Origin of the sequence: Streptomyces sp. NBC_01244 (assembly GCF_035987325.1) — a bacterium.
Taxonomy (GTDB): Bacteria; Actinomycetota; Actinomycetes; order Streptomycetales; family Streptomycetaceae; genus Streptomyces.
Genome location: NZ_CP108488.1, coordinates 2,847,287 through 2,871,178, shown reverse-complemented (window position 1 = coordinate 2,871,178; position 23,892 = coordinate 2,847,287). Strand labels below are relative to the sequence as shown.

General features: G+C 71.0%; 25 protein-coding genes and 1 riboswitch. Of the genes, 12 read left to right on the top strand and 13 right to left on the bottom strand.

Features of this window, described 5'->3' with window-relative positions; genetic code table 11:
• Window positions 1-60 precede the first annotated feature (60 nt).
• Both OG247_RS12715 and OG247_RS12710 read left to right on the top strand, forming a co-directional pair.
• A complete protein-coding gene (locus tag OG247_RS12715) occupies window positions 61-1,053 on the top strand; it encodes a 2-hydroxyacid dehydrogenase (RefSeq protein WP_327252343.1) in 993 nt (330 codons plus the stop codon).
• Window positions 1,054-1,083: 30 nt separating this feature from the next.
• Window positions 1,084-1,368 carry a hypothetical protein gene (locus tag OG247_RS12710; RefSeq protein WP_327252342.1) on the top strand — a complete coding sequence of 95 codons (285 nt, stop codon included), beginning with the start codon at window positions 1,084-1,086 and terminating at the stop codon, window positions 1,366-1,368.
• Here the strand turns inward: OG247_RS12710 and OG247_RS12705 are convergent.
• Complete coding sequence (locus OG247_RS12705) at window positions 1,365-3,296, bottom strand: anthranilate synthase family protein (protein ID WP_327252341.1); 1,932 nt, start codon at window positions 3,294-3,296, stop codon at window positions 1,365-1,367. The genes OG247_RS12710 and OG247_RS12705 overlap by 4 nt on opposite strands.
• Window positions 3,297-3,599: 303 nt before the next feature.
• On the opposite strand from OG247_RS12705, the gene OG247_RS12700 reads away from it, so the two are divergent.
• On the top strand, window positions 3,600-4,964 hold the full coding sequence (locus OG247_RS12700; protein ID WP_442813265.1) for a class II 3-deoxy-7-phosphoheptulonate synthase: 1,365 nt from the start codon (window positions 3,600-3,602) through the stop codon (window positions 4,962-4,964).
• Window positions 4,965-5,127: 163 nt separating this feature from the next.
• Entirely contained in the window at window positions 5,128-5,394 is a 267-nt protein-coding gene (locus OG247_RS12695) for a (2Fe-2S)-binding protein (RefSeq protein ID WP_327252339.1), read from the top strand.
• 43 nt (window positions 5,395-5,437) lie between these two features.
• Here OG247_RS12695 and bfr read toward each other — a convergent pair whose 3' ends face one another.
• Window positions 5,438-5,914 (bottom strand): bacterioferritin, encoded by a 477-nt coding sequence (gene bfr, locus OG247_RS12690; protein ID WP_112446344.1) that lies wholly within the window; start codon window positions 5,912-5,914, stop codon window positions 5,438-5,440.
• A 173-nt stretch (window positions 5,915-6,087) separates the two neighbouring features.
• On the opposite strand from bfr, the gene OG247_RS12685 reads away from it, so the two are divergent.
• Window positions 6,088-6,720, top strand: coding sequence for a sulfite oxidase-like oxidoreductase (locus OG247_RS12685; RefSeq protein ID WP_327252338.1), 633 nt, complete (start codon window positions 6,088-6,090; stop codon window positions 6,718-6,720).
• A 17-nt stretch (window positions 6,721-6,737) separates the two neighbouring features.
• Here the strand turns inward: OG247_RS12685 and OG247_RS12680 are convergent, their stop codons facing one another.
• From OG247_RS12680 to OG247_RS12660, 5 genes are all read right to left on the bottom strand, one after another.
• A complete protein-coding gene (locus OG247_RS12680; protein ID WP_327252337.1) occupies window positions 6,738-7,277 on the bottom strand; it encodes a DUF4396 domain-containing protein in 540 nt (179 codons plus the stop codon).
• 88 nt (window positions 7,278-7,365) lie between these two features.
• The gene (locus OG247_RS12675; protein WP_327252336.1) at window positions 7,366-8,241 is read right to left on the bottom strand and encodes a deoxyribonuclease IV; all 876 of its coding nucleotides are present in this window, start codon (window positions 8,239-8,241) and stop codon (window positions 7,366-7,368) included.
• Between the two features lie 9 nt (window positions 8,242-8,250).
• On the bottom strand, window positions 8,251-10,182 hold the full coding sequence (gene pknB, locus OG247_RS12670; protein ID WP_327252335.1) for a Stk1 family PASTA domain-containing Ser/Thr kinase: 1,932 nt from the start codon (window positions 10,180-10,182) through the stop codon (window positions 8,251-8,253).
• 100 nt (window positions 10,183-10,282) lie between these two features.
• On the bottom strand, window positions 10,283-11,485 hold the full coding sequence (locus tag OG247_RS12665) for an RNA-guided endonuclease InsQ/TnpB family protein (protein ID WP_327252334.1): 1,203 nt from the start codon (window positions 11,483-11,485) through the stop codon (window positions 10,283-10,285).
• The gene (locus OG247_RS12660) at window positions 11,482-11,682 is read right to left on the bottom strand and encodes a hypothetical protein (RefSeq protein WP_327252333.1); all 201 of its coding nucleotides are present in this window, start codon (window positions 11,680-11,682) and stop codon (window positions 11,482-11,484) included. The genes OG247_RS12665 and OG247_RS12660 overlap by 4 nt, the downstream gene beginning before the upstream one ends.
• Before the next feature lie 318 nt (window positions 11,683-12,000).
• Here OG247_RS12660 and OG247_RS12655 point away from each other — a divergent pair, with 318 nt between their 5' ends.
• Complete coding sequence (locus tag OG247_RS12655; RefSeq protein WP_327252332.1) at window positions 12,001-12,321, top strand: putative quinol monooxygenase; 321 nt, start codon at window positions 12,001-12,003, stop codon at window positions 12,319-12,321.
• Complete coding sequence (locus OG247_RS12650) at window positions 12,318-13,556, top strand: helix-turn-helix domain-containing protein (protein ID WP_327252331.1); 1,239 nt, start codon at window positions 12,318-12,320, stop codon at window positions 13,554-13,556. The genes OG247_RS12655 and OG247_RS12650 overlap by 4 nt, the downstream gene beginning before the upstream one ends.
• Before the next feature lie 397 nt (window positions 13,557-13,953).
• Here the strand turns inward: OG247_RS12650 and OG247_RS12645 are convergent, their stop codons facing one another.
• The 3 genes from OG247_RS12645 to thiO all read right to left on the bottom strand — a co-directional run bounded on the left by OG247_RS12645 (window position 13,954) and on the right by thiO (window position 16,185).
• On the bottom strand, window positions 13,954-14,748 hold the full coding sequence (locus OG247_RS12645; RefSeq protein WP_327252330.1) for a thiazole synthase: 795 nt from the start codon (window positions 14,746-14,748) through the stop codon (window positions 13,954-13,956).
• 4 nt (window positions 14,749-14,752) lie between these two features.
• Complete coding sequence (gene thiS / locus OG247_RS12640; protein WP_243330100.1) at window positions 14,753-14,953, bottom strand: sulfur carrier protein ThiS; 201 nt, start codon at window positions 14,951-14,953, stop codon at window positions 14,753-14,755.
• Window positions 14,950-16,185: a glycine oxidase ThiO gene (gene thiO, locus OG247_RS12635; RefSeq protein ID WP_327252329.1), complete on the bottom strand. Its 1,236-nt coding sequence runs from the start codon at window positions 16,183-16,185 to the stop codon at window positions 14,950-14,952. Before thiO ends, thiS begins: the two co-directional genes overlap by 4 nt.
• Window positions 16,183-16,295: riboswitch (TPP riboswitch) on the bottom strand. Its footprint overlaps the gene before it by 3 nt.
• Before the next feature lie 170 nt (window positions 16,296-16,465).
• Here thiO and OG247_RS12630 point away from each other — a divergent pair.
• The 5 genes from OG247_RS12630 to OG247_RS12610 all read left to right on the top strand — a co-directional run bounded on the left by OG247_RS12630 (window position 16,466) and on the right by OG247_RS12610 (window position 21,058).
• A complete protein-coding gene (locus OG247_RS12630) occupies window positions 16,466-17,710 on the top strand; it encodes an NAD(P)/FAD-dependent oxidoreductase (protein ID WP_442813264.1) in 1,245 nt (414 codons plus the stop codon).
• 229 nt (window positions 17,711-17,939) lie between these two features.
• Window positions 17,940-18,305 carry an Rv2175c family DNA-binding protein gene (locus OG247_RS12625; RefSeq protein WP_327252328.1) on the top strand — a complete coding sequence of 122 codons (366 nt, stop codon included), beginning with the start codon at window positions 17,940-17,942 and terminating at the stop codon, window positions 18,303-18,305.
• Between the two features lie 88 nt (window positions 18,306-18,393).
• Entirely contained in the window at window positions 18,394-19,044 is a 651-nt protein-coding gene (thiE, locus tag OG247_RS12620) for a thiamine phosphate synthase (protein ID WP_327252327.1), read from the top strand.
• Window positions 19,045-19,157: 113 nt separating this feature from the next.
• On the top strand, window positions 19,158-20,072 hold the full coding sequence (gene metF, locus OG247_RS12615; protein ID WP_327252326.1) for a methylenetetrahydrofolate reductase [NAD(P)H]: 915 nt from the start codon (window positions 19,158-19,160) through the stop codon (window positions 20,070-20,072).
• A 50-nt stretch (window positions 20,073-20,122) separates the two neighbouring features.
• Entirely contained in the window at window positions 20,123-21,058 is a 936-nt protein-coding gene (locus OG247_RS12610; RefSeq protein WP_327252325.1) for a hypothetical protein, read from the top strand.
• 63 nt (window positions 21,059-21,121) lie between these two features.
• Here OG247_RS12610 and OG247_RS12605 read toward each other — a convergent pair whose 3' ends face one another.
• The 3 genes from OG247_RS12605 to OG247_RS12595 form a co-directional block, all read right to left on the bottom strand.
• Entirely contained in the window at window positions 21,122-22,525 is a 1,404-nt protein-coding gene (locus tag OG247_RS12605) for a phytoene desaturase family protein (protein WP_327252324.1), read from the bottom strand.
• Between the two features lie 10 nt (window positions 22,526-22,535).
• A complete protein-coding gene (locus tag OG247_RS12600) occupies window positions 22,536-23,150 on the bottom strand; it encodes a DUF4126 domain-containing protein (RefSeq protein WP_327252323.1) in 615 nt (204 codons plus the stop codon).
• A 122-nt stretch (window positions 23,151-23,272) separates the two neighbouring features.
• Complete coding sequence (locus OG247_RS12595) at window positions 23,273-23,674, bottom strand: DUF3040 domain-containing protein (RefSeq protein ID WP_266909422.1); 402 nt, start codon at window positions 23,672-23,674, stop codon at window positions 23,273-23,275.
• Between the last annotated feature and the right edge of the window lie 218 nt (window positions 23,675-23,892).

Genomic DNA, 23,892 nt, shown 5'->3' with positions numbered 1-23,892 from the left:
ATGGGTCGTAAGGTGACAAACGACCCATGGTCCAATTCTTTGCGCAGTACGGGAGCGAACGTGGAAATCCTGGCATTCGGGGTGACGGCGGACGAGAAGCCGCTCATCGAGGAGGCCTTCGCGGGACAGCACGAGGTGCGCTGTCTGGACGTCTTCCTGAGCGAGGACACCGCCCCCATCGCGGCCGGGTACGAGATCGTGTCGTCGAGCGTCAACGCGGACCTGAACGGCCGGGTGCTGCGGACCCTGGCGGCGGGCGGCACGAAGATGATCGCCCAGCGCTCCACCGGCTTCAACAACATCGACCTGGACGTCGCGCGGCAGCTGGGCCTGACGGTCAGCCGGGTGTCGTACTACTCCCCGTACTCGGTGGCCGAGTTCGCCTGGACCCTGGCCATGGCCGTGAACCGGCGGATCGTACGCGCCTCGAACCGGACGCGGGACTTCGACTTCCGGCTGAACGGCCTGATGGGCCGCGACATGCGCGGCCGCACGGTGGGCGTGCTCGGCACCGGCAAGATCGGCGAGGCGTTCACCCGGATCGCGCACGGGTTCGGCATGAACCTGCTGGGCTGGGACGTGGCGCAGAACCCGGCCTGCGTGGAGCTGGGCATGAAGTACGTGGACAAGGACGAGCTGTTCGCGTCCTCGGACCTGATCAGCCTGCACGTTCCGCTGCTGGAGTCCACGCACCACCTCATCGGCGCCCAGGCACTGAAGGCGATGAAGGACGACGCGATCCTGGTGAACTCCAGCCGCGGCGGGCTGGTGGACACGGACGCGCTGGTCACGGAGCTGCGGTCCGGGCGTTTCGCCGGGGTGGGCCTCGACGTGTACGAGGCGGAGGCCGGGCTCTTCTTCCTGGACAAGTCCCTGGTGGCCGTCGAGGACGACACCCTGGCCCGGCTGATCACCTTCCCGAACGTGGTCGTCACCTCCCACCAGGCGTACTACACCCACGACGCGGTGGGCCAGATCATCGACACCACCGTCGCCAACGTCGCGGACTACCTGGCGGGCCGCCGCTCGGAAAACACCCTCTCGCCCTCTTGACGCACCCCTCGTACCGCTAGATTCGGCCGCGTGTCCATACCTCCTGTCTTCTTCTGGATCCTGCTGGCCCTCGCGGCCGTACTGCTCTTCCACGCCGCCCGGGCGCTGCCACGCGCGCTCCGGGCCGAACCGGGCGCCCGGACCGACCCGTGGCTGACCTTCGCCGACCACGTGCTGTCGGTCCCGCCCACCGTCGCCCTCGCGCTCGGCGAGATGGAGGCGGCCTTCTACGCGACGCTCCTGCTGGGCCCCGTCCTCACCTGGAGCCTGGTCCGCTCCCTCCGCTCCGCCGCCGCGTCGAAGGCGACCGGCTAGGCCTTGGCCGGAGCCCGGACTCCGGCGATCAGGTCGCGGACCAGGTCCGCGCCGTGCAGGGTCAGGACCGACTCCGGGTGGAACTGGACCCCCGCGAAGCCGCCGGAGACGGAGCGCAGCGCGTGGACCTCGCCGGTGGCGGGGTCCCGGGACACCTCGATGCCCCGCAGGGCCAGGGACCGCGCCCGCTCCGCGGAGCAGTGCGCCGCGTACGTGTTGTAGAAGCCGACGACCTCCTCGGCCCCGAACAGCGGGATCCGTGTCTGCGCCCCTTGCGCCGGCTCCGCCTTGCGGACCAGCGGGAGCCCCAGCTCGGCCGCGAGCAGCTGGTGGCTGAGGCAGACCCCGAGCAGCCCGCCCCTGTGCGAGGCCAGGAGCTCCGCCGTCAGCTCGCGCATCGTCCGGATCTTCGGATCGCCGAAGTCCGCCGGGTCGCCCGGGCCGGGGCCGAGCACGATCGGCCCGTCCCAGGCCAGGGCGGCCGCCCGCAGCCCCGGATCGTCGTAGCGGCGTACGGTCACCTCCAGCCCGGCCACCCGCAGCACGTGCCCGAGCATCGAGGTGAAGGTGTCCTCCCCGTCCACCACCAGGGCGTGGCCCGTCACCTCCGCCGGCCGCTCCTGCATCCGCAGCCAGAACGGCGCCAGGTCCTCGCGGCGTGCCGCCAGGGCCGCCTGCACCCGGGGGTCGTCGGCCAGCCGGGCCCCTGCGAATGAGGGCCGCGCCGCCGCCGGGCGCACACCCAGCGCCGCCAGCACCCCCGCCGCCTTCGCGTGCGTCTCGGCCACCTCGCCGGCCGGGTCGGAGTGCCGTACGAGGGTGGCCCCGACGGGCACCCGCAGCGCGCCGTCCGGCGCGATGTCCGCCGTGCGGATGAGGATGGGGGAATCGAGGGTCTGGGCGCCCGAGGCGTCGAGACCCAGCAGGGCCAGCGCGCCCGCGTAATAGCCGCGGCCGACCCCGTCCCGCCCGAGGGGCTCGTACCGCTCGATGACCCGGCAGGCGTTCTGCACCGGCGATCCGGTCACCGTCGCCGCGAACATCGTTTCCTTCAGGACCTCGCGGACGTCCAGGGAGGAGCGGCCGCGCAGCTCGTACTCGGTGTGCGCGAGGTGCGCCATCTCCTTGAGCCGGGGACCGACGACCACCCCGCCCATGTCCCCGACCGTGCACATCATCTTGAGCTCCTCGTCCACCACCATGGACAGCTCCTCGGTCTCCTTGCGGTCGCCGAGGAAGGCGAGGAGGGAGTCGGCCGTCGGCCCCCCGGCCGGATGGCGGTACGTACCGCTGATCGGGTTCATCACGACCGTGCCCCCGGACATCCGCACGTGCACCTCGGGGCTGGCCCCGACGAGGGTGCGCTCCCCGGTGTGGACCACGTACGTCCAGTACGCGCCCCGCTCGCCCTCCAGCAGCCGCCGGAACAACGCCAGGGCGTCGGCGCGGCCGAAGCCCTCGATCCGCCCCTCGTAGGTGCGCCGGATGACGAAGTTCGCGCCCTCGCCCCGGCCGATCTCGTCCTCGATGACCCGCCGGACGGTGTCCGCGTACTCCTCGTCGGGGACGTCGAAGCCGCCGTCGTCGACCCGTACCTCGTGGGCCGGCAGCGCGGCCAGCGCCTCGGCGAGCGGGATCTCGTACGCCTCGTCGGCGACCAGCACGCTCAGCGGCGTGCCGTCGTCGCGTACGTCGAACCCGCGCTCACGGATCTGGCGGAAGGGGACGAGGGCCAGGGCGGGCCGCTCGCCGACGGGCAGGTCGGCCAGGAGCCCGGCCTCGTGGACCGGACCGATCAGCACCTCGACGGTGTCGTGGTCGCGGCCGGGCGTGCGGCGGCGCAGCAGTGCGAAGGGCGGGCAGGTGTCGTCGAGCAGGCGGCTCAGGAGCGAGTGCGAGTGCGGGTGCGGGTGCGAATGCGCGTGCATGGAGTGGGCGTCCTATCCGGTTTCGGAGGGTGGGACGGCCCGGTGTTCCAGCGGCTGTGTCGACTCACAGAACGCGGAAGGCCGCCCCTCGGGGCGGCCTTCGTTTCGCTCGTGTCTTCAGGTACGCGAGAGAAGTGGGCCGCCGGGAGCGGGCCACCACCAGTTCAGGTTCGAGTGCGCGTACATGCCCTGAACCCTAGCCCACCGGTCCGGCCCGGGCTGGTAAACGGGTCAGTAACACAGGGAGAGACATCCGTCTCACGTAGTGGTCGTCGACCGGGAGGTGCGGTGTGACGCCGTAATGTGTGTGGGGTGACCGTGAACGCAGAAACCCAAGCCCCCGCCTCCAAGGCGACCTGGCGAGACCTTCCCGCGGCGCAGCAGCCTTCGTACCCCGATGCCGAGGCCCTGCGCGCTGTCGTCGCGGACCTCGAGTCGTATCCGCCCCTCGTTTTCGCGGGCGAATGCGACCAGCTGCGCGCCCGCCTGGGAGCCGTCGCCAAGGGCGAGGCGTTCCTGCTGCAGGGTGGCGACTGCGCCGAGGCCTTCGATGCCGTCTCCGCCGACCACATCCGCGCCAAGCTGAAGACGCTGCTCCAGATGAGTGCCGTCCTGACGTACGCGGCCTCCGTGCCGGTCGTCAAGGTCGGCCGCATCGCGGGCCAGTACTCCAAGCCCCGCTCCAAGGACACCGAGACCCGCGACGGCATCACCCTGCCGACGTACCGCGGCGACTCCGTGAACGGCTTCGCCTTCACAGAGGAGTCCCGCGTCCCGGACCCCGAGCGCCTGAAGCGCATGTACCACGCGTCGGCCTCCACGCTGAACCTGGTGCGCGCCTTCACCACCGGTGGTTACGCCGACCTGCGCCAGGTGCACGCCTGGAACCAGGACTTCGTGAAGAACTCCCCGTCCGGGCAGCGCTACGAGCAGCTCGCGCGGGAGATCGACAACGCGCTGAACTTCATGAAGGCCTGCGGCACCGACCCGGCGGAGTTCAAGGCCGTCGAGTTCTACGCCTCGCACGAGGCGCTGCTCCTCGACTACGAGGGAGCCCTCACCCGTACGGACTCCCGCACCGGCCGGCTGTACGACACCTCGGCCCACATGGTGTGGATCGGTGAGCGCACCCGCCAGCTCGACCACGCGCACATCGAGTTCTGCTCGCAGATCGCCAACCCGATCGGCATCAAGCTCGGCCCCACCACCACGGTGGACGAGGCGCTCACCTACATCGACCGCCTGGACCCCGACCGCGAGCCGGGCCGGCTGACCTTCGTCGTCCGCATGGGCGCCGACAAGGTCCGCGACAAGCTCCCCGAGCTCGTCGAGAAGGTCACCGCCTCCGGTGCGACCGTCGCCTGGGTCACCGACCCGATGCACGGCAACACCTTCGAGGCGGCCTCCGGCCACAAGACGCGCCGTTTCGACGACGTGCTCGACGAGGTCAAGGGCTTCTTCGAGGTCCACAAGGGCCTCGGCACCCACCCGGGCGGCATCCACGTCGAGCTCACCGGTGACGATGTCACCGAGTGCGTGGGCGGCGGCGACGAGATCTTCGTCGACGACCTGCACCAGCGCTACGAGACGGCCTGCGACCCGCGCCTCAACCGCAGCCAGTCCCTGGACCTGGCGTTCCTGGTCGCCGAGATGTACCGCGACCAGTAAGCGTCGGCGCAGTGTGAGCACCTCGTGACGATGGGGCGCGGATCGAATGTGATCCGCGCCCCATCGTCGTACCCGGGTCTTTTAGGGAACCCTAAGTTTGGGTACGGTTAGGTAAGCCTCACCGAATGCGGGGAGAGGTGGTCGACCCGTTCCGGACAGGGAGGTGAACCGCGTGTACGTCTGCTCTTGTTTCGGGATCACCGACAAGCAGGTCAAGGACCACGCGGCCGCCGGGGCCTGCACCCCCCGCCAGATCGCCTCGGCCACCAAGGCCGGCACCGACTGTGGGTCCTGCGTGCGGACCATCCAGGGCCTCCTCGGCCGCGGGGCCTGCCCGCGCCGTGAGCTGCTGGAGAAGGGCGACGCCGTCGGCGTGCTCGCGGCCGATCCGCTGGTACCCGCGGGCGCCGAGCTCGCCGAAGCCGCGTAGGACGCCGAAACCGAGTGGAACGCCGTGCGGACCGGCTCGGCTGCTAGCTGGGCTGCTCGATGAGCTGCGCGATGTAGAGCGCCTCGCCGATGGACTCGATCAGCTCCAGCTGGGTGTCGAGGTAGTCGATGTGGTGCTCCTCGTCCTCCAGGATCTCCTCGAAGAGCCGCGCCGAGGTGACGTCACCCTTGCCGCGCATGACCTCGATGCCGCGCTTCAGGCGGTCGATCGCTTCGACCTCGACCTGCCGGTCGGCCTGGAACATCTCCGTCAGGGTCTGGCCCACCCGGACGTGGAAGAGGCGCTGGTAGTTCGGCAGACCGTCGAGCATCAGGATGCGCTCGGTGATCTTGTCCGCGTGCTTCATCTCATCGATGGACTCTTCGCGCGTGTACTTGGCGAGCTTCGTCCAACCCTTGTTGTCCTGGATCCGGTAGTGGAGCCAGTACTGGTTGATGGCCGTAAGTTCGCCGGTCAGCTGCTCGTTGAGAAACTCGAGGACCTCGGGGTCGCCCTGCATCGCAGAGGCTCCTTCCAAGCAATGTCAGCAATGTGACGGGGCAGGTGCGCGCATCCTTGCACCGCCACAGGAGGCCGTCCAGTAAGTGCCTCCTTAGTGGGAGTTACCGTGACTTGCCCGAATCCGGGCGAAGCTGGTCATGACCACCCCGCCAAGTCTGTCACCATGGAGACATGGGTCAGCCGGAAAGCCGGGAATCTCCGGGATCAGAGCAACTGGAGCTTCCCCCGGGGCAGCGGTTGCAGCGAGGCTGGCCGGTCACCCACTACGGGCCGGTACCCAAGTTCAAGCCCGAGCGCTGGGAGTTCCGCGTCTTCGGCGCGACGGCCGACGGCGAGAAGCACTGCTGGAACCACGAGGAGTTCGCGGCCCTGCCGTTCGACTCCGTCGAGGCGGACCTGCACTGCGTGACGAAGTTCAGCATGACCGGTGCCGAATGGGGCGGCGTTCTCGCCCGCACGGTCCTCGCCCTCGCTCCGCCGTCCCCGCAGGTCACGCACGTGATGGTGTGGGCCGAGTACGGCTTCAGCTCCAACCTGCGGCTCGCGGACTTCGCCTCCGAGCGGACCGTCTTCGCCACCCACCAGGGCGGTGAACTGCTCACCGCCGAGCACGGTTTCCCGCTCCGGCTGGTCGTGCCCCACCTCTACGCGTGGAAGGGCCCCAAGTGGGTCCGCGGCATCGAGTACATGACCGCCGACCGCCGCGGCTTCTGGGAGGAGCGCGGCTACCACAACATCGGCGACCCCTGGCGTGAGCAGCGCTACTCCTACCAGGAGGAGCCGGGGGACGGTCCCGAGCTGTAGCTCATCGGTTCGGTGGCTCAGTGGTGGTACCGGTGGACCACCGCGTGACCCTTGCCGCGGCCGATCATCCACTTGTTGACCGGCGTCGTGACGACGAAGGCCACCGCGAAGGCGATCCCGAGCGCCGTCCAGAACAGCGCGTCCGACAGCATCGCGTCCATGGCTCCGGGCCAGAGCAGGAGCACCCCGTTGTCGATCACTTCCATGACGGCGATCGAAAGGGTGTCCGCCGCCAACGCCACCCGGATGGCCGTACGGAAGTCCAGGCCGGCCGAGCGGATCCCGCGCAGGGTGAGCGCGTAGCCGAAGAAGAACGCGAGGATGATCGCGAGGACCATCGTCGGGGCGTTCCCCCAGCCGAGCGCGGTGCCGATGACCATGCCGAGCACCTCGCCGATGGCGCACCCGGTGAGGCAGTGGAGCGTGGCCCGCGCGGCGGCGGCCCAGGTGACCTTCCCGCCGCCGGTGGCGGTCCGGCCGTGCTGGTGGCCGTGGTGCTCGTGCCCAGCGTGCCCCTGGTGCTGCTGCCCCTGCTGCTGCTCGTGCGCGTGCTCCATGACAACCCCCTGGCGAGGAACGCCGGATAGCGGCTCTGTCGGTCGATATGACAGAACCGTATACCCCCCCAGGGTATTCCTCAACGGGTCAGCCGAGCTCGCGCAGCTCCTTCAGCAGCGCCACGTCCGCCGCGTGCCCTTCCTTGCCGCCGGGCGTCTCGGTGATCAGGGGCACGCCCTCCATCGCCGGATGCGTGAACAGTTCCGCGAAGGCGTCCCGGCCGATGTGTCCCTGCCCGATGTTCTCGTGCCGGTCCTTGTGGGCGCCCACGCCCTCCTTGGAGTCGTTGGCGTGCACCAGCTTCAGCCGGCCCTCGCCCACCGTGTCCACCAGCAGGTCCAGGGTCTGCTTCGTCCCGCCCGGCTCCGCGAGATCGTGCCCGGCCGCGAAGATGTGGCAGGTGTCGAGGCAGATCCCGAGCATCGGATGGCGGTCGAGGGCGTCGAAGTACGGGCCGAACTCCTCGGCGGTCGAGCACAGCGAGGAACCCTGACCGGCCGTGGACTCCAGCAGCAGGAAGGGGTCGTCGTCATGCGTCAGCTCGTCCAGCAGCGGCAGCATGTGCTCCCTGATCTGCGCGTACGCCGCCTCGCGCGGCCGCCCCCCGGTCGCCGAGCCGGTGTGCACGACCACCCCGAGCGCGCCGATCGCGCGAGCCCGGCGCAGCGAGTGCCGCAGCGATTCCACGGACTTCTCGACGGTCGCCTCGGTGTGCGAGCCGAAGTTGATCAGGTACGGCGCGTGGACGTAGGCCGGGATCCCCTGCGTCGCGCAGGCCTCGCGGAACAGCTCGTCCTGCGCCGGATTGCCGACCGGCGTGGCCCAGCCGCGCGGATTGGCGACGAAGACCTGTACGGCCTCGGCACCCATCTCGCGGGCGTACGCGAGCCCGACCGAGGCCAGCCCGCCCGCGACGGGCACGTGCCCGCCCACCGGATTGCGGCTCATTGAGTTGTTGTTCATGGCGTGCTGTTACAGCCCCTTGGTCCTGATGGTGATGGTGCTGCCCTCGGCGGCGTTCTGGCCCGCGGGGACCGACTGGGAGTCGACGGTGTTGCTGAAGGAGAGGAAGGGCTTGTCGACCTTCACTTTGAAGCCCAGGCCCTCCAGGGTCTTGCGGGCCGCGTCGGCCTCCTGGCCGGTGACGTCCGGGACCGGAATCTGGCGGGGGCCCTTGGACACGGTGAGGGTGACGGTGTCGCCCGCGGCGGCCTGGGTGCCGGCGCCGATCGACTGGTTGGCGACCGTACCGGCGGGGGAGGGGGAATTGACCTCCTCCGGGGCCGTCTCCACCTTCAGGCCGAGGCCCTCCAGGGTGGATCGGGCCTGGTCGAGGGAGATGCCCGTGACACGGGGGACCGGCACCGGGCGGCCCTTGCTGACCACCATCGCGACCAGGGTGTCGAGGGCCCGCTTCTGGCCGCCCGTCGGGTCCGTGCTGATCACCGAGCCCTGTGCCACGTCCTGACTGAAGGCCTGGGTGACGGCGCCCGGGGTCAGGCCCACCGAGGTCAGCTCGGCCTTCGCGGCCTCCAGGGGCTTGCCCTTGAGGTCGGGAACCATGACGACCTCGGGTCCGCGCGAGATGGTGAGCGTCACCGCGCCGTTGCCGCGGATGCGCTTGCCGCCGGCGGGATCCGTGTTCATCACGGTCCCCTTGTCGAAGGCCGCGCTGAACTTCCGGTCGACCCGCTTGACCCCGAGCCCGGCCGCCGACAGCTGGGACTTGGCCTCCGCCTCGGTCTTGCCGAGCAGATTGGGGACCCTCGTGAACTGGCCGGAGCTGATGTACCAGACCCCCGTACCGAGGCCGAGGCAGAGCAGGACGCCGAGCACGGCGAGCAGCACGCCGCCGGGGCGGCGGATCCGGGAGGCGGCCGGCGCCGGGGGCAGGGGCGGAGCCGCGAGCCGGGAGGTGTGGGACACGGGCTCGGCGTGCGAGGCGTGCGAGACGTGCACGGCGTGCGAGGTCACGGGGCGGGGGATCACGCTGGTGCGGTCCTCGGCGGCGGTCCGCTCCGCGGCCCGGGCCTGCGGCGGTACGGCATCCAGCTCGGCGTCGCCGAGCTGGGCGCGGGCGTCCATGGCCAGCCCGAGGAGGGCGGCGGCGTCGTAGGGGCGCAGGTCGGGGTTGCGTGCGGTGGCCTGGGCGACGAGCTCGTCCAGCGCGGCGGGCAGGCCGGGCACGGCGGCCGAAGGGGGCGGGACGTCCTCGTTGAGGTGCTGGTAGAGCACCTGGGCGGGGTTGGTGCCGGTGTGCGGCTTGGAGCCGGCGAGCATCTCGTAGAAGACGACGCCACAGGCGTAGACGTCCACGCGGGTGTCGGTGACGCCGTTCTCGATCTGCTCGGGGGCGAGGTAGGAGACGGTGCCGAGGACGGAACCGGTGGTGTTGGTCACGGAGTCCACGGACCGGACCAGCCCGAAGTCGGCCACCTTGACCCGGCCGTCGTCGCCGATCAGCACGTTCTCGGGCTTCATGTCCCGGTGCACGAAGCCGGCGCGGTGCGCGGCGCCGAGGGCGGCGAGCACCGGTTCGAGGATGTCGAGGGCCGCACGCGGCTGGAGCGCGCCGCGCTCGCGGAGCACGTCGCGCAGGGTGCATCCGGAGACGTACTCCATGGCGAGGTAGGTGTACGGGCCGTGCGTGCCCTGGTCGAAGACGGCCACGACGTTGGGGTGGGCCAGCCGGGCCACGGACTTCGCCTCACGGATGAACCGGTCGACGAAGCCGGGGTCGGCGGCGAGGGCCGGGTGCATCACCTTCAGGGCGAGGACCCGATCCAGGCGTGTGTCGACGGCCCGGTAGACCGTGGCCATGCCGCCGGCCGCGATACGGGCGTCCACGCGGTAGCGGCCGTCGAGCGTCTGCCCGACGAGGGGGTCATCCAGGGTCGTATCCACCCGGCGATTCTACGAGGGCCGGGTGGGGCGCGATCCCGGGTCCCCGGGGTTGCAGCCCAGCTTTGAATCCTCCCTGCCCTGAGGGGCGGGGATTCCTGGCTCACGCAGCCTGGCGGCCCAGCGGGCTGTCAGGTCTTCCGCGATCGGCACCAGCCGGGTTGAGACCAGCCCGGACCAGCATCACGTGGGCGGAGTTCTTGTCCCTGGGGGACACGGCTCCGCACGCGGTGCAGGTGTAGGTACGTTCTGAGAGAGGTAGTGCGTGCTTGGTTCTCGCTCCGCACTGCGCGCAGTCCATGGTGGTGTGCGCGGGATGGACAAGGTGCACGACGCGCCCGTGCTTGCGGGCCATGGCGATCAGCACCGACTTGGTGGCGGTAATCGCGGCGTCGGCGGCCTTGCGGGCCATGGTCGACTTGGCGAGGAACTTCGGCCGGAAGTCTTCCACGGCCAACGCGTCATGATGGCGGACCACGGACTTAGCCCATTTGCGGCCGGTGTCCTGGCGCTGCCGGGCTACCTTCTTGTGGAGCTTCGCCGTCAACTTCTTCGCGGCCCGGTAGCCCCGCGAACCGGGCTTGCCCTTGGCCGGTTTCCGGCGGGCCATCATCCGCTGGTAGTGGGCGAGCCCGGCGGCGGCCTTCCGCCCGTGCTCCTGGTGCGGGAGGTCGTGGGCGTCGCTGGTGGTGGTCGCGATCTCCCGCACACCCCAGTCGATACCGATCACCGCGCCCGTCTCCGGGAGCGGCTGGACTTCGGTGCAGACGACGAAGGACGCGTACCAGTGGCCGAGGCTGTCGCGGTAGATCCGCACCGACGACGGGTCTGTCGGGAGTGCGCGGGACCACACCACCCTCAGGCTGATCCCGCCCGCGACGTGCAGGCGGCCATCCTTGATCCGGAAACCGCGACGGGTGTAATTGAGCGTGGGATCGGCATGGGACTTCTTCTTGAACTTCGGCATCCCCGCCCGCTGCCGCATCGGCAACCGGGCCTTGATGTCCTTGAGCGCCTTGGCCCGGGACTTCCCGAAGTCCCGGATCAGCTGCTGCTGCGGAACACTGCTGCCATCGCGCAACCACGCATTCATGGTGCGGGTTTCGGTCAGCATCTTGTCCAGTCGTGCGGGACCGCACTCCTCGTTCTCGGTGTGGGCTTTCTTCGACCGAGCGGTGCATTCGTTCCAGATCCACCGGCACCGGTCCCACTCACCCAACAGCTTGGCGAGCGCGGTCGACGACACGCGAAGCCGGTAGGTGAACCGGGCGTGCCCGGTCTCTTCCGTCTCCTGAGATGCCGTCACGCGGTCAACCTAACCGTGGTGAACTCGCGGCCGGACCCGTCGCGGATTTGGGACGGCTCCATCGAGCGCTCGTGGGTGACGGAGTCTGAGACGCTCATGTGGATCAAGGCCATGAACTCCCCCTCATTGCCGCAAGCGAGGTCGCGGACACGGTGGCGCAGAAGCCGATGAGGGACGTACTCGTAGCGCTCACTCATCCGACGCTCCCTCAAAGGTGCTGAGGAAGCGCTCCCAGCCGACCAGCGCACGATCGAGTAGGTCCGTACTGGGCTCGACAGCCGCGACCACCGCGGCCGGGGGTGCGTCTGAGGTGCTCACTGTCTCGGAGGCCGAGGTGTCTATGGGGAGCTGACGCATGTGCGCGTTTCCTTTGCGTAGCAGGGGAGCGCCCCGATCGCGCTGGGTAGCAGCTCGACTACGAAGCTAATCGCAGCGATTCTGTGAGTCAAGAAACTCTGCTACTCGCAGAAATTCTGTGCACCTGCGAGACTGGCCGCGACTCGAAGGGAGCACGTATGAGCGAGGGATTCGGCCTGGTCGTGCGCTTCTCGCTGCGCGACCAGGAAGCCGCGACGGCATTTGATGAGCTGTGTGCAACCACCCTGGAGGGCATCAAGAGCGCAGAGCCGGGCACGCTGGTCTATGTGGTGCACGTACCGGAGGGCGATCCTCTAGCGCGAGTGTTCTACGAGCTGTATGCGGATCGCGCCGCGTTCGACGTCCACGAGGCGCAGTCGCACACGAAGTACTTCCTCGCCGAACGGGAGCAGTACCTTGCCGGTGTCGAGGTCACCTTCCTCGACGTGACCGGCGGGAAGGTGACAGCGCAGCAGTGAGTTCCGAGGAGCGGCGTGCCTTTGGCGCGCGAGTGGCCGATCTGCGAAAGCAGCGGAGTATGACGCAGGGGGAACTCGCCACGGCCATCGGCCGTACGGCGAGCTGGCTGTCCCAGGTCGAGCGGGGCATCCAGCCGGTGAACCGTCTGGACGTGCTGAGGCTCCTCGCTGACGGCCTTGGTGTGCCGCTCCAGGTGCTGCAGCCCGATGCCCCAGCCCCGGCAGGGACAGAGACTGCATCCGAACCAGACACGAACGATCTCGATCAGGCTCGTCTGGTGCTCTCCGGGCACTCTGCGCTCGATGTCCTCCTGAACCCGCGTCAGGACTTCAGATCGGATTCCCTTACCGAACTTCGAGCATCGGTTGACAGGATCTGGGAGCTCACGCACGGCGGTCAGTTCGCCGAACTGAGTGCGGCCATAAGCTCGTCGGTTCCGGTGCTGGAGCGGGCCGTGCGAACGGCGCCGGATGAGTACCTACCCGAATTGCATGATCTGCTGGCCAGAATTTACCAAGCCCTGTCTGCGGCTTTCGTTCGCCAGAACGAGGCGGATGCTGCATGGGTTGCGGCGGATCGGGCGATCCGCGAAGCGGAGCTTTCCGGCAGTACCCTCGGCGTCTTCGCTGGGATCTACCGCCTCTGCCACGCCTTCGTTCGTCTGAAGCGCCTCGACCAGGCCGAGCACACCGCCGCCACGGCGGTCAGCGCCCTCCTGCATCATGTCGAGAGCAATGAGCCCACACCTCAACACCTCTCCGTGCTGGGATCGCTGCACCTGATGCTGGCACTCGTGCACGCCCGCTCGGGCGAGAGGGCGTCGACACGGCGCCAGATCGACGCCGCCCGAAGCGTCGCCAGTCTGCTGGGCGAGAACCGTAACGACTTCAATCTTGAATTCGGTCCCACGAATGTGGAGATCCAGGCCGTCTCGACCGCAGTCGAGCTCGGCGATGCCGGCGAGGCGCTCGACATTGCGAATGGACTCCGCATGGACGGTCTGTCCTCCGAGCGGCAGGCGCGTCTGCTGATGGACCTCGGCCGAGCCCACGCGCAACGTCGCCAGTATGCCGACTCGCTCGGCTGCCTGCTGCGCGCCGAGGAGCTGGCACCCGAGGTGATCCACACTCATGCGGCGGCCCGGGCAGTTGTGCGTGACCTCGTACTCGTCGCGGGCCGGACCGCGCCAGACAGCCTCCGTGCATTGGCGGAGCGTACGGACAGCCTCGCATGAGTGCACGACGCGGCGGAAGTCACTGCTGTGACCAGCAGTGCTCAACGGACGCAACCTCCTCACCATGCGGTGAGGGCTGGTTCCAGGCATCAGCCCCGGACGGGCCGGAGTCTGCCCCTACCCGCAGTGAGGCCGGACATCCCTGACCGGCCCGTCCTTGGAATCTTTGGTCCGGCCCGCCACGGAAGGACGATGAGGCTGACGGGAAACCCCCGAAGCCTTCGCCGCTTCCGGCCGGGCCCGGTCCCGTCTTTCCCCGGTCCCGCCTCGGTGCCGAGGGTGGGCGGGTGGGCAGCCACCGGCCCGGGGTGGAGCGCGAGGGGGCTAGGGCCCCACGTGCGCGGGAACCCGTACGCCGCCATCAGGCCCCGCATCCGCGGGAACCCGTACCGGCTCCTCAGAACGCCGGGCGTTCCGGGTCCAGGGTTGCGCGGCCCTCCACCGGGGAGGAGGCTTCCGCGAAGCGGCGTTGGGGGATGCGGCCCGCGCGGTGGGCCAGGCGGCCCGCCGATACCGCGTCGCGCATGGCCGCGGCCATCAGGACGGGGAGCTGCGCCCGGGTCACCGCCGAGGCGAGCATGACCGCCGCGCAGCCCAGTTCCATGGCCAGGGCCACGTCCGAGGCCGTTCCGGCCCCGGCGTCCAGGATGACCGGGACCCCGGCCCGTTCGGTGATCAGCTCGAAGTTGTGCGGGTTGCGGATGCCCATGCCGGAGCCGATGGGGGAGCCGAGCGGCATGATCGCCGCGCAGCCCACGTCCTCCAGTTTGCGGGCGAGGACCGGGTCGTCGTTCGTGTACGGGAGGACGGTGAAGCCCTCGTCGACCAGGATCTCCGCCGCGTCGAGCAGTTCGACCCCGTCCGGGAGGAGGGTGCGTTCGTCCGCGACGACCTCCAGCTTGATCCAGTCCGTGCCGAGGGCCTCCCGGGCCAGCCGGGCCGTCAGTACGGCCTCGCCCGCCGTGAAGCAGCCCGCGGTGTTGGGGAGGACGGCGATGCCGAGGCGGTTCAGGACGGACAGGACCGAGCCCTGGACCGTCGGGTCGAGGCGCCGCATCGCGACCGTGGTGAGTTCCGTGCCGGACGCGACCAGCGCCCGTTCCAGGATGTCCAGGCTCGGCGCCCCGCCAGTGCCCATGATCAGGCGCGAGGAGAAGGTCCGGCCGGCGAGGGTGAAGACGTCGTCCGCCATGGGTTCAGCCTCCCTGGACCGCGGTGAGGACCTCGACGCGGTCGCCGTCGGTCACGGAGGTGTAGGGCCACTGGCCGCGCGGAACCACGGTCTCGTTGAGGGCGGCCGCGACCCCCTTGGTGGCCTCGGTGAGGGTGGCGACCACCGTGGCGAGCATGGTCCCGTCCGCGATCTCGCGCGGCTCGCCGTTGACGGAAATGGTCATGCGAACGACTCCTGTCGCGTGAGGGTCGACGTGGGGGCCGACGTGAGGGTCGACGTGGGGGTCGAAGTGAGGCCGAAACGGCGCGGGGTGAAGGGGCGGGCGATCTCCGGCAGTTCGCCGGTGGTCAGCAGGTCCGCCATCACATCCCCGGTCAGCGGGGTCAGCAGGACCCCGTTGCGGTAGTGCCCGGTGGCCAGGTGCAGCCCCGGGAGTTCCGTCGGACCGAGGAGGGGGGCGTTGTCCGGCGATCCGGGCCGCAGTCCGGCCCGGGTCTCCACCAGGGGGAGTTCGGTGATCCCGGGCACCAGCTCGTGGGCGTCGCGCAGGAGTTCGTAGACCCCGCCCGCGGTGACGGTGGTGTCCCAGCCGAGTTCCTCGCTGGTGGCGCCGAGGACGAGTTCGCCGTTCTCGCGGGGTACGAGATAGACGTGGCTGCCGCGCACCACGGCCCGTACGGTCCGTGACAGGAACGGGGCGTAGGACGGTGGCACCGCGAGGCGCAGCACCTGACCCTTGACCGGCCGTACGGGGGCCACGGCCTCGGGCGGTACGCCGTCCAGCCGGCCGCTGAGCGAGCCCGCCGCCAGCACCACCTGGTCGGCGCGCAGTGCCGTACCGCCGTTGTCGTCGAGGACCGCGCCGCAGGCTCGGTCGGCGGTGGTCAGCAGCCGCGCCGCCCCGGCACGGTGCAGGGTGACCCCGGCCCGTTCGCAGGCGGCCAGCAGGGCGGCCGCGAGACGGCGCGGGTCGACCTGGTGGTCGCCGTCCACGCGCAGGCCGCCGCGTACTCCCGGAGCCAGCATCGGTTCCAGGCGGCGGCACTCGCGGCCGGTCAGCCACTCGGACTCCAGGCCGCAGCGGCGCTGGAGGGCGTGCAGTTCGCGCAGGTGCAGCCGGTCGTCGGCGTCGAGGGCGACGGCGAGGGTGCCGCAGGCGCGGTATCCGATGTCCATGCCGCCGCTGGCTTCGGCGAGCTCGGCGGCGAATTCGGGGTAGCGGGCGGCGGAGGCGAGGTTGAGCCCGAGCAGGGTCTCCTCGCCGTAGTGCAGCTCGGTGACGGCGGCCAGCATGCCGGCCGCGACCTGGGCGGCGCCGCCGCCGGGGGCCGGATCGGCCAGCGCGGTGCGCAGCCCGCGCCGGGCCGCCCGCCAAGCGGTGACCAGGCCGATGATGCCGCCCCCGATGACGAGGACGTCGTAGCCGGGACTCCGGCCGTTCCTGGATGAATGCATGGGCGTCCAGCCCCTCCCTTCGCCGGCATGACCCGGATCAGGTTCGTACGGTCGGAGGCCGGCCAGCCTCCCTCTCAGCCCGGTGCGCCCGGACTCCCGCGATAGGTTCGGTGCCAGAGTAACGCCGAGGCCGACGGCCGGTAAGGCTGCCTCCCCGGTGCCGGCCTCCGCCTGGGCCCCGCCTGGGCTCCGCCGGGCCTCCGCCCGGTCTCCGCTGCGTCTCCGCCCCGGTCTCCGCACGCTATTCCTGGCGAACCGTCAGTTGATTAGGGTGGGCCGCGTGAGCGAGCAGACGCAACAGCAGAGGCAGCAGGCGGACGGCACGGGGCGCGGCGTGGTCGTCGTCGGCGCCGGGATGGCCGGGGTCCAGACGGCGGTCGCCCTCAGGGAGCAGGGCTGGACCGGCCCCGTCACCCTGCTGGGAGCCGAACCCCACCAGCCCTACGACCGGCCCCCGCTGTCCAAGGCGGTGCTCCTCGGCAAGGCCGAGGACTCGGCCTTCGACGTCGACTTCGAGGAGCTCGGCATCGAGCTCCGGCTGGGGGTCGAGGTCACCGGGCTGCGGGCCGCCGACCGGGAGGTGGACACCGAGGCGGGACCGGTCCCGTACGAGTTCCTCGTGCTGGCCACCGGCGCCCTCCCGCTGAACCTGCCCGGCGCGGAGGGCGTCCCCGGGGTGCACCTGCTGCGCACCCTGGACGACGCGGCCCGGCTGCGGCCCGTACTGGCGGACGGTTCGGCGGTGGTGGTGGTCGGGGCCGGGTGGATCGGCGCGGAATTCGCCACCGCCGCCCGCGAGGCGGGCTGCGCGGTGACGGTGGTCGAGGCGGCCGACCGGGTACTGGCGGGCGCGCTGCCGCCGGAGGTCGCCGAGCCGATGGGGCACTGGTACGCCCAGGCGGGCGCCGAGCTGCTGACGGGCGCGCGGGTGGCCTCCGTGGAGCCGGGCCGGGTCCTGCTGGCCGACGGGCGGGAGCTGCCGGCGGAGGCGGTGGTGGTGGGCATCGGCGCCCGCCCCGCCACCGGATGGCTGGCCGGGTCCGGCGTGGAGCTCGGCCCGGACGGAGCGGTCACCGCCGACGAGTGGCTGCGTACCTCGGTGCCCGGGGTGTACGCCGTGGGGGACTGCGCCTCCTTCCCGTCGGCGCGTTACGGATCCCGGTTGCTGGTGCACCACTGGGACAACGCGCTCCAGGGCCCGCGGGTGGTGGCGGCGGACATCCTGGCCGGGGGCTCGGGGGAGCAGGTCTACGACCCGGTCCCGTACTTCTGGTCGGAGCAGTTCGGCCGCTTCGTGCAGTACGCCGGGCACCACACCGGCGCGGAAGCACCGCTGTGGCGCGGCGACCCGGAGTCCGACACCTGGTCGGTCTGCTGGCTGCGGGAAGGCCGGCTGGCCGCGGTGCTGGCGGTGGGCCGCCCGCGCGACCTGGCCCAGGGGCGCCGCCTGATCGAGTCGGGCGCCCTCGTGGACCCGGAGAAGGTCGCCGACCCGGCGGTCGCGCTGAAGTCGGCGGTGCGCTGACCCGGCGGGGCGCGGGCCGGGAACGGGTGCGCCCGCGCGGGGGTTCCGTTCCGAGCCTGGCCGGGCCCCGCCCGGGGCCACTGCCCGGGCCCCGGCCCCGCCCGGCCCCGCGTCAGGTCTCGTTCCGGGCCTGTTCAGGCCCGGCTCGGCCCCGCTCCCGGTGCCGTCCGGACCCCGGACGGGGTCGCTCGGGTACCGGCAGCCAGTCCGAGATGGCAGGCTTGTGCTCGTGACCGAGATTGACGCAAAGATCGATGCCCTTGTTCCCGCCTGGCTGTACCTCCCCGACATCGCGGAGATGCTCGACATCGAAGTGACCAAGGTTCGCCAGCTGGTCAAGGAGGGTCAGCTGCTCGCGGTGCGCCGCGGCGAGAACCGCTCCCTCCAGGTCCCCGCGGCCTTCATCGACGGAGACAAGATCGTCAAGGGCCTGGTCGGGCTGCTGACCGTGCTTCGCGACGACCGCTTCACCGACGCGGAGATCCTGGAGTGGCTCTTCACCGCCGACGAGACCCTGCCCGGCACCCCCGTGCAGGCACTGAGCGAGAATCGCGGTACGGAGGTGAAGCGCCGCGCTCAGGCGCTCGCCCTCTGACCTGACTCCGCCTCACGCGCGGTGTGCGGGCCCCGGCCGGGGCCCGCACACCGCTTACGTACGTACGACACACCACCCGGGGGTACCCATGTCCGCCATCGCCGCCCAGCTGTCCGATGCCCGGCTCTACCTGTGCACGGACGCCCGCAAGCGGCAGGGCGACCTCCCCGAGTTCCTGGACGCCGTCCTCGCCGGCGGGGTGGACATCGTCCAGCTCCGCGACAAGGGCATGGAGGCGGGCGAGGAGCTGGAGCACCTCCAGGTCTTCGCCGAAGCGGCCCGCCGCCACGGCAAGCTGCTCGCCGTCAACGACCGGGCCGACGTCGCGCACGCCATCGGCTCGGACGTGCTGCACCTCGGGCAGGGCGACATCCCGGTGCCCGCCGCCCGCGCCATCCTGGGCCGGGAGGTCCTCATCGGACGCTCCTGCCACTCGGAGGCGGAGGTCGACGCGGCCGCCGCCGAGCCCGGCGTGGACTACTTCTGCACCGGCCCCTGCTGGCCCACCCCCACCAAGCCCGGCCGGTTCGCCCCCGGCCTCGGCCTCGTCCGGCACGCGGCCTCCCTCGTCCAGGACCGGCCGTGGTTCGCCATCGGCGGGATCGACGCGGGGAATCTGGACGAAGTACTGGACGCGGGCGCCTCCCGCGTCGTGGTCGTACGGGCCCTCACCGAGGCCTCCGACCCCGGCGCCGCCGCCGCTGACCTCGCCAAGCGGGTCCGCGCCCGGCTCGGCTAGCAGGTCCGGGACGGCCCCGGCCGCCCGCACCGCGCCACCGCAGGCGTCTCATTTCCGCGTCCAGTCCGTGGACAGCGCTTCGATGGACACCGGACCGCGTCTAACCTCCCGGTATGGCCCTTGGTACCTCTTCCACCTGGTCGGACCGTGCACACACGGTCCGCGACCTCATCGCGTCCGGGCGCTCGTACTCCTTCGAGTTCTGGGCTCCCAAGACGGAGAAGGGCGAGCGCAACCTCTGGAACGCGCTGCGCCGGGTCGAGGCCGTGGCCCCGAGCTTCGTCTCCGTCACCTACGGGGCCGGCGGCTCCACCCGCGGCGGCACCGTCCGGGCCACCGAGCAGATCGCCGCGGACACCACCCTGACCCCGGTCGCGCACCTCACCGCCGTCGACCACTCGATCGCCGAGCTGCGCAACGTCATCGGACAGTTCGCCGACGCGGGCATCCGCAACATGCTCGTCGTGCGCGGAGACCCGCCGGGCAACCCCATGGGCGAGTGGGTGCCGCACCCCGAGGGCGTGCACTACGCGGCCGACCTGGTCCGGCTCGTCAAGGAGTCCGGCGACTTCTGCGTCGGTGTCGCAGCCTTCCCCGAGATGCACCCGCGCTCCACGGACTGGGACACGGACATCCGGCACTTCGTGGACAAGTGCCGCGCGGGCGCCGACTATGCGATCACCCAGATGTTCTTCGATCCGGAGCACTATCTCCGGATGCGCGACAGCGTCGAGAAGGCGGGCTGCGACACCCCGATCATCCCCGAGGTCATGCCTGTTGTGAACATCAAGCAGCTCGACCGGCTCCCGCAACTCAGCAACGCAATCTTCCCCGCGGCCGTGAAAGAGCGCATGCTCGCGGTCAAGGACGACGCGGCCGCTGTACGCTCCATTGGCATCGAGTTCGCCACGGAGTTCTGCGCGCGGCTGCTGTCCGAGGGTGTCCCGGGGCTGCACTTCATCACGCTGAACAATTCCACGGCGACGCTGGAGATCTACGAGAACTTGGGCCTGCACCAGCGGGCCTGACCGGCCGGCCCCGTTCCCCGCGCGGGCGGCCGTACCGAGAGGGGCCCCGCATGGGAATGACGGTCCTCTACATCGCGTTCGGTTTCGTCGCGCTGTGGCTGCTTGCCGAGGTCCTGATGCAGTACAAGGCCCGGCTGCGCTGGCGCCTGCTCGCCTTCGCCGGGTTCGTCGGCGTGGTCGCCGGTGTCGTGCTGCCCTCGGTGCTCGTCATCGGGGCGGGCGCCGTCGCGTTCGCGATCGGCCAGACGCTGGTGACCCTCTCCTTCCGCAAGGGCTTCGTGTCCGGCTGGGCGCTGCGCCGGGGCAAGGCCCCCGAGCCCGAGCTCCCGCAGAGCAGGCGCCGCCGGTCCGGGGGCGGACCGCGTCCGGAGCCGGCCCTGGAGGTGACGGCCCTGGAGTACGGGCCCGACGCGGCCGAGGACGAGGACTCCGACGAGGAACCCGGTCTGTTCACCGCGGGGCCCGTGCGCGAACAGGTCCAGGAGTACCACCCCGGGCAGCCGGCCGACGCGGCCACCTCGTACGGGGCGCCCGGCGAGACCACCACCTTCGCCTCCCCGTTCATCCCGGCCGAGCAGGACGCGCACCAGTACGCGGCGTACTACGACCCGCAGACCCAGGGCGGTTACGACTACACCACCGGCTATCAGGCCCCCGGCGAGCAGCAGGTCTACGCCGCCTACTCGGACCCGTACATCGGCACCGGCGGGGCCGTCGCTCCACAGCAGCCGTACGGCTACGCGGCCCCGTACGGCGGCTACGCCCCGGACTCGTACGCCACGGACCCGTACGCCCCGGACCCCTACGCCCCGGACCCGTACGCGACCGCGCAGCAGGAGCAGTACTCCATGGACACCCCGCCCGGCGGGGTCTGGGTCCCGCAGCAGCGCGACGTGAACCAGCCCTACCCGGCCGAGGACCCGCAGCAGCAGCCCTACCCGTATCCGTACCAGGGCACGGGCGAGTACGAGCAGTACCGCTACTAGGCCGCCCCTTCCGGTTGGTCCCCTCCGGTCGGTTCTTTCCGGTCGGTCCCTTCCGGATCCTGCCTACCGCGAGCCGCGGAAGTCCGCGCCCTCCACGATCAGCCCGGCCACCAGGGCCCCCGTCATTCCCGCATGCGCCAGCCCGCCGCCCGGGTGCGCCCAGCCGCCGGCCAGGTACAGCCCGGGCACGGCGGCGGCGTTCGCCGGGTGCAGCAGCCGGCCCCCGGCCCCGGCCAGCGCGGGCGCGGGCACCCGGCCGTCCACCGAACCCGTGGCCGCCTCGACGTCGGCCGGGGTGCGCAGCTCGTGCCACAGCAGCCGCTCCCGCAGCCCGGGGACGGCCCGCGCGGCCGCCGTCAGCAGCTCCTCGACGGACGGAGCGGGCGCCGACGCCCCGGTCAGCACGGTGTGCACGGTGACCGCCTCGTGCTCGGCGTCCGGCCGGGTGGCCGGGTCGTCGGGGCGCAGTACGGTCACCGGGCCCAGCAGCGTGCGGTGCGCGGCGTCGGCTTCCCGGGCTCCGCGCAGCGCGGCGAACAGGGTGTACCAGCGGGCGGGTTCCGCCGTACGGGCGGACGCGGGGTCCGGGGGGAGCGGGATCCGCAGCCGGCCGGGGTCGACCGCGCAGACCACGTGGTCGGCCGCGACCTCGGTGCCGTCGGCCGTCACCAGCCCGGCCGCCCGGCCCTCGCGCACCAGGACCTCCCGCACCTCGGCGCCGAACTCGAAGGCGACCTTCCGCTCCAGGCACCGCTCGTACACGGCGGTGGCCAGCTCCCGGATCCCGCCGCGCACGTACCAGCTGCCGAAGGTCTGCTCCATGTAGGGCAGCACCGCCGCCGAGGCGGGCGCGGTCGCCGGATCGACCCCGTACGCCCGTACGCGGGAGGTGAGCAGCTCGTCGAAGCCGCCGCCGCCGAGCTCGCGGGCGGCGACCTCGGCCAGGGTCGGCGGCCGGCGGCGCAGCAGTCCGCTCCCGCGCAGCGCGGGGTACGGATCGCGGCCCAGCGCCGACCGGTCCTGCTTCAGGGGCTCCTCCAGGAGCGGCCGGCGGGTGGCGTCCCAGGCGTCCCGGGCACGGCCCAGGACCGCGCTCCAGCGGTCGCCGGAGCCGGGCCCGAAGGCCGCGTCCACGGCGGCGGCGGCGCCGCCGTGCGAGCCGCCGGGGAAGGTGAGGGTACGGCCGTCCGGGAGGAGGTAGCGGACGGCGGGGTCGATCTGGACCAGCTCCGCGCACTCCTCCAGGGGGCGCTTGCCGGTCTTGACGAAGAGATCGCGGTAGACGGCGGGCAGGTGCACCAGCCCGGGGCCGGTGTCGAAGACGAAGCCGTCGCGGGCGTACCGTCCGACGGCTCCGCCGTAGGTCGTCCCGCGCTCGTACACCGTCACCTGATGTCCGGCCACGGCCAGCCGTGCCGCCGTCGCCATCGCGCCCATCCCGGCGCCGATCACCGCAATTCGTGCCATGCCGCTGAGCCTATCGAGCGACGCGGGCCACCTCGGCGGCGAGTCTCTTCTCCTCGCGGCGCTGGGCGCGGCGGCGCAGGTAGCGGCGGATTTTGGCCCAGAGGTAGATCAGCAGGGCGAGTCCGATGATCAGCAGGACGGCGCAGATGATCGCGGCGGCCTCGGGATTGAACATCGCGAAGGTGACGATCCCGCCCACGCCGAGGTCCTCGGCGGTGCTCATGGCGATGTTGCTGAACGGCTCGGGCGAGGTGTTGATCGCCATGCGCGTGCCGGCCTTGACGAAATGGCTGGCCAGGGCGGTGGAGCCGCCGACCGCGCCGGCCGTGATGTCGGAGAGCGAGCCGCTCTGCCCGGCCAGCAGCGCGCCGACCACCGCTCCGGACACGGGGCGGATCACGGTGTGGACGGTGTCCCAGAGGGAGTCCACGTACGGGATCTTGTCGGCGACCGCCTCACAGAGGAAGAGGGCTGCCGCCACGATCAGCACGTCGGTACGTTGCAGGGACGCGGGGACCTCGTCGGTCAGTCCGGTCCTGCCGAAGATGCCGAGCAGCAGGACCACGGCGTAGGCGTTGATCCCACTGGCCCAGCCGCTGGTGAAGACCAGGGGGAGCACACTCATCTGATCATCATGTCCCAGCATCCGGGATCCGGCGCGGAATCGCGGAATCGGGCAGACGCACAGCAGTGAGGGGACGGCCGCCTTCCGGCGGCCGTCCCCTCACCCGAGTCTGTCCGTAGGGCCTACTGCCCCTGTTCGTCACGGCGGCGCTGCCACCGTTCCTCGATACGGGTCATCATCGACCGACGCTGCCGGTTCTGCCCTTGGGGCGAACCGCCTGCACTACCGGAGGCGGGCTGCTCACCAGGCTTGGGTGCCTTGCGCCAACCGGTGACCACGAGCACCGTACAGCCCAGCATGACGAGGAATCCCACCACGCTGATCCACAGTACGTTCGGCACGATCACACCGGTCATGAGGAGCGCGATACCCACCACAATGCCTGCGACTGCCTGGTAGACCCGTCGCCGGGTGTACGTGCGCAGTCCGCTTCCCTCAAGCGCTGTAGCGAATTTGGGATCTTCGGCGTACAGCGCTCGCTCCATCTGCTCGAGCATTCGCTGCTCGTGCTCCGAGAGCGGCACGGGAGTCCTCCTCATCCGTCGGTCGCGGGGGGTAGCGACCAGGGGTCCCCTTCAGGATAGGCGGGGAATCGCCCCCGTGATACCCGCCCTCTACGCCACGTTCTAAAAAAACACTGCCCGTAAAAAGTACCGCTTGGGGAATGCTCAGCGCCGTCTTGAACGGCCCACTGAGGGCGTTATTCCCCAGAGGTCCGCTCGGCATGCCGGGCGCTGACCCC

Excerpts from the sequence above, each read along its gene's own strand:
- metF (WP_327252326.1), top strand. The coding sequence starts at position 19,158 with ATGGCCCTTGGTACCTCTTCCACCTGGTCGGACCGTGCACACACGGTC.
- thiS (WP_243330100.1), bottom strand. The coding sequence starts at position 14,953 with ATGACCATTTCCGTCAACGGCGAGCCGCGCGAGATCGCGGACGGGACC.
- OG247_RS12655 (WP_327252332.1), top strand. The coding sequence starts at position 12,001 with ATGAGCGAGGGATTCGGCCTGGTCGTGCGCTTCTCGCTGCGCGACCAG.
- OG247_RS12685 (WP_327252338.1), top strand. The coding sequence starts at position 6,088 with ATGGGTCAGCCGGAAAGCCGGGAATCTCCGGGATCAGAGCAACTGGAG.
- thiO (WP_327252329.1), bottom strand. The coding sequence starts at position 16,185 with ATGCATTCATCCAGGAACGGCCGGAGTCCCGGCTACGACGTCCTCGTC.
- OG247_RS12610 (WP_327252325.1), top strand. The coding sequence starts at position 20,123 with ATGGGAATGACGGTCCTCTACATCGCGTTCGGTTTCGTCGCGCTGTGG.
- OG247_RS12645 (WP_327252330.1), bottom strand. The coding sequence starts at position 14,748 with ATGGCGGACGACGTCTTCACCCTCGCCGGCCGGACCTTCTCCTCGCGC.
- thiE (WP_327252327.1), top strand. The coding sequence starts at position 18,394 with ATGTCCGCCATCGCCGCCCAGCTGTCCGATGCCCGGCTCTACCTGTGC.
- OG247_RS12680 (WP_327252337.1), bottom strand. The coding sequence starts at position 7,277 with ATGGAGCACGCGCACGAGCAGCAGCAGGGGCAGCAGCACCAGGGGCAC.
- bfr (WP_112446344.1), bottom strand. The coding sequence starts at position 5,914 with ATGCAGGGCGACCCCGAGGTCCTCGAGTTTCTCAACGAGCAGCTGACC.
- OG247_RS12675 (WP_327252336.1), bottom strand. The coding sequence starts at position 8,241 with ATGAACAACAACTCAATGAGCCGCAATCCGGTGGGCGGGCACGTGCCC.
- OG247_RS12600 (WP_327252323.1), bottom strand. The coding sequence starts at position 23,150 with ATGAGTGTGCTCCCCCTGGTCTTCACCAGCGGCTGGGCCAGTGGGATC.
- OG247_RS12660 (WP_327252333.1), bottom strand. The coding sequence starts at position 11,682 with ATGAGTGAGCGCTACGAGTACGTCCCTCATCGGCTTCTGCGCCACCGT.
- OG247_RS12605 (WP_327252324.1), bottom strand. The coding sequence starts at position 22,525 with ATGGCACGAATTGCGGTGATCGGCGCCGGGATGGGCGCGATGGCGACG.
- OG247_RS12705 (WP_327252341.1), bottom strand. The coding sequence starts at position 3,296 with ATGCACGCGCATTCGCACCCGCACCCGCACTCGCACTCGCTCCTGAGC.